General features: G+C 55.9%; 4 protein-coding genes and 3 tRNA genes. All 7 read left to right on the plus strand.

The annotated features are described in order from the left end of the window. Positions 1 to 158: 158 nt before the first annotated feature. Positions 159 to 1,118, plus strand: a complete 960-nt coding sequence (gene birA / locus ACF8EA_RS01495) for a bifunctional biotin--[acetyl-CoA-carboxylase] ligase/biotin operon repressor BirA (RefSeq protein ID WP_392520192.1) — start codon at positions 159 to 161, stop codon at positions 1,116 to 1,118. Beyond that, positions 1,108 to 1,857: a pantothenate kinase gene (locus ACF8EA_RS01500; protein ID WP_392520193.1), complete on the plus strand. Its 750-nt coding sequence runs from the start codon at positions 1,108 to 1,110 to the stop codon at positions 1,855 to 1,857. The genes birA and ACF8EA_RS01500 overlap by 11 nt, the downstream gene beginning before the upstream one ends. A 7-nt stretch (positions 1,858 to 1,864) precedes the next feature. After that, positions 1,865 to 2,290 carry a hypothetical protein gene (locus tag ACF8EA_RS01505; RefSeq protein ID WP_021785334.1) on the plus strand — a complete coding sequence of 142 codons (426 nt, stop codon included), beginning with the start codon at positions 1,865 to 1,867 and terminating at the stop codon, positions 2,288 to 2,290. Between the two features lie 152 nt (positions 2,291 to 2,442). Then, positions 2,443 to 2,526, plus strand: a tRNA-Tyr gene (locus ACF8EA_RS01510). Positions 2,527 to 2,550: 24 nt separating this feature from the next. Beyond that, positions 2,551 to 2,624 (plus strand) — tRNA-Gly (locus tag ACF8EA_RS01515). A gap of 29 nt (positions 2,625 to 2,653) precedes the next feature. Then, positions 2,654 to 2,729: transfer RNA gene (locus ACF8EA_RS01520), tRNA-Thr, on the plus strand. Positions 2,730 to 2,807: 78 nt separating this feature from the next. Continuing rightward, positions 2,808 to 3,148, plus strand: a 341-nt coding sequence (locus tag ACF8EA_RS01525; protein WP_392520997.1) for a GTP-binding protein, incomplete at its 3' end; no start/stop codon positions are given.

Here is a 3,148-nt window from a genome sequence, read left to right on the forward strand (position 1 = left end):
AATGCAGGTAGGGGTTTTGTCTTTGTGGGCCGAAAATTCCGGGCCTGGCAGTATCTCTCTATGTGATTACGATGCGCGGCCCCTCCTGCAGGCCCTTTTCCTATGCAAGCCAACAGCCCATGGCTATCATGCCTGCCTAATTCCAAGTTGAGACTGGCATGCTGAAGTTGTTGAATCTCCTCAAGGATGGTCGGTTCCATTCCGGAGAAGCTCTGGGGGCAGCCCTAGGGGTGAGTCGCAGCGCAGTTTGGAAGCAGCTGCAGCATCTGGAAAGTGAGCTGAACCTCACCATTCACAAGGTTCGTGGGCGCGGTTACCAGTTGGCCGCGCCACTGGCTTTGCTTGAGACGCAGGCAATCGCTGGGTTTGCCGCAGGTGAACAGTGGCCGATGTTCATCCACGAAACCATCGATTCCACCAACGCCGAAGGCTTGCGCCTTGCCAGTGAAGGGCAGGCGGCTCCATTCCTGGTTCTGGCCGAGCGCCAGAGCGCCGGGCGAGGTCGGCGCGGCCGGCAGTGGGTCAGCCCATTTGCAGAAAATCTCTATTACAGTCTGGTGCTGCGTGTCGATGGCGGTATGCGTCAGCTTGAGGGGTTGAGCCTGGTAGTGGGGTTGGCCGTAATGCGCACCTTGCAGGCGTTCGGGGTAAAGGATGTCGGGCTTAAATGGCCTAACGATGTGTTGGTTCGTGGGCATAAGATCACCGGGATTCTCCTGGAATTGGTGGGCGATCCTGCAGATGTGTGTCATGTAGTGCTAGGCATTGGTATCAATGTAAACATGCAGGTAAACGAGCAGGTCGATCAGCAGTGGACCTCTATGCGGCGTGAGGTAGGGGCAGCCATTGATCGTAATCACTTGGTAGCGCTGCTCAGCCAGCAGTTGCAGCACGAATTGGCGCGCCATCGCCGCTACGGCTTTGCTGCATTCCAGGAGGAGTGGGAGCAGGCGCACTTGTGGCAGGGCCGCAATGTATCGCTGGTTGCTGGTACTACACGTATTGATGGTGTGGTTCTTGGCGTCGACGGGCAGGGTGGTTTGCGCCTTGAGGTGGACGGGATGGAAAAGAGCTTCAGTGGTGGTGAGCTCAGTTTGAGGTTGCGTGATGATTCTTGAGCTCGATTGCGGTAACAGCTTCATAAAGTGGCGGGTGATCCATGTCGCCGATGCTGTGATTGAAGGTGGCGGGATCGTCGATTCCGACCAGGCGCTGGTGGCCGAAGTGGCTGCGCTTGCTTCAGTTCACCTTACGGGTTGTCGTATTGTCAGTGTGCGCAGCGAAGAAGAAACCGATGCGCTTTGCACGGTGATCGCTGAGGCATTTGCCGTGCAGGCGCGAGTTGCTCACCCTGTCCGTGAAATGGCCGGTGTGCGCAATGGCTATGACGACTATCAGCGTCTGGGTATGGATCGTTGGCTGGCAGCGCTGGGTGCATTTCACCTGGCCAAGGGCGCGTGCCTTGTGATTGACCTGGGTACTGCGGCAAAAGCGGACTATGTGTCCGCGGACGGCGAGCATCTGGGAGGTTACATCTGCCCGGGTATGCCATTGATGCGTAGCCAACTGCGTACTCACACCCGGCGTATCCGCTATGACGATGCCTCCGCGGAGCGCGCATTGGCCAGCTTGTCACCCGGTCGCTCTACTGTCGAAGCGGTAGAGCGCGGTTGCGTATTGATGCTCCAGGGCTTTGCCTCCACCCAGCTTGAGCAGGCTCGTGTGCTATGGGGTGAGGAATTTACCGTGTTCCTCACTGGCGGTGATGCGCCGCTGGTGAGGGAGGCCCTGCCACAGGCGCGTGTCGTGCCTGATCTGGTTTTCGTTGGCCTGGCAATGGCCTGCCCATTGGATTGAGGTGCCTATGCGCTGGTTGTTTCTGCTGTTACTGGTGCTCAACGTCTTTTATTACGTATGGCATCAGCAGGAAGCCCCGCTGAAGGTCAAGGAAGTCGCCCCGTTGTCGCTGTACAAGGGGAATCAGCAAGAAATCCGTCTGTTGCGTGAAACAGGTGTGTCCGCACCACCCAAGCGTCGTGATGAGTGCCTGGTGGTTGGGGGTGTGATGGGGCGGGAGCAGTTGGATGCGCTGCGTCAACGCCTGCTGAGTCTGGATATTGCCACCTTGCCGGTGGCAGGACAGCTGCCTGGGGTGGATGGTCGCTGGCTCAAGGTTGCTCCGGAAAGCGAGCGTTTGCTGGATCAAACGGTGCTTCTGGCTCTTTCTAATGATTTCAAAGACTTAAAACATAAAATTATTTTCTGCCAGGGTATTGCAACTGGCGAATAGCTTGATAGAATGGCGCCCGCTTCACAGGGAACACCACTCAGGTGGTAGAGCTGGAAGCGGTGTCAAAGCAGCTAAGTTTCAGATTTGATTGAAAAAATTTGAAAAAACGCTTGACACTAGGACGGCAGACAAATAAAATGCCGGCCACATCTGGAGGGATTCCCGAGCGGTCAAAGGGGACGGACTGTAAATCCGTTGCGAGAGCTTCGAAGGTTCGAATCCTTCTCCCTCCACCAGTTTTAGCGAGAGCCGCAAGCTCCGCGGGTATAGTTTAGTGGTAGAACCTCAGCCTTCCAAGCTGATGATGCGGGTTCGATTCCCGCTACCCGCTCCAAGTTTGCCGGATTTTGCACAAAGTGTTTCGCTCTTGTAGCTCAGTTGGTAGAGCACACCCTTGGTAAGGGTGAGGTCAGCGGTTCAAGTCCGCTCAAGAGCTCCATATAAACAAGGCAGATATGAAAATATCTGCCTTTGTTTTATCAGCGCAAGACTATTTCTTCTGCGGAGGATTGTATCGATGGCTAAGGAAAAGTTTGATCGTTCCCTTCCCCACGTTAACGTCGGCACTATCGGCCACGTTGACCACGGTAAGACCACTCTGACCGCAGCTCTGACTCGCGTTTGCTCCGAAGTTTTCGGTTCGGCAATCGTTGAGTTCGACAAGATCGACTCGGCTCCGGAAGAAAAAGCGCGCGGTATCACCATCAACACCGCTCACGTTGAGTACAACTCGACCATTCGTCACTACGCTCACGTTGACTGCCCGGGTCACGCTGACTACGTGAAGAACATGATCACCGGTGCTGCCCAGATGGACGGCGCGATCCTGGTTTGCTCGGCCGCCGATGGTCCGATGCC

This window comes from Pseudomonas sp. YQ_5, from assembly GCF_043103305.1.
Classification (GTDB): Bacteria; Pseudomonadota; Gammaproteobacteria; order Pseudomonadales; family Pseudomonadaceae; genus Aquipseudomonas; species Aquipseudomonas putida_Y.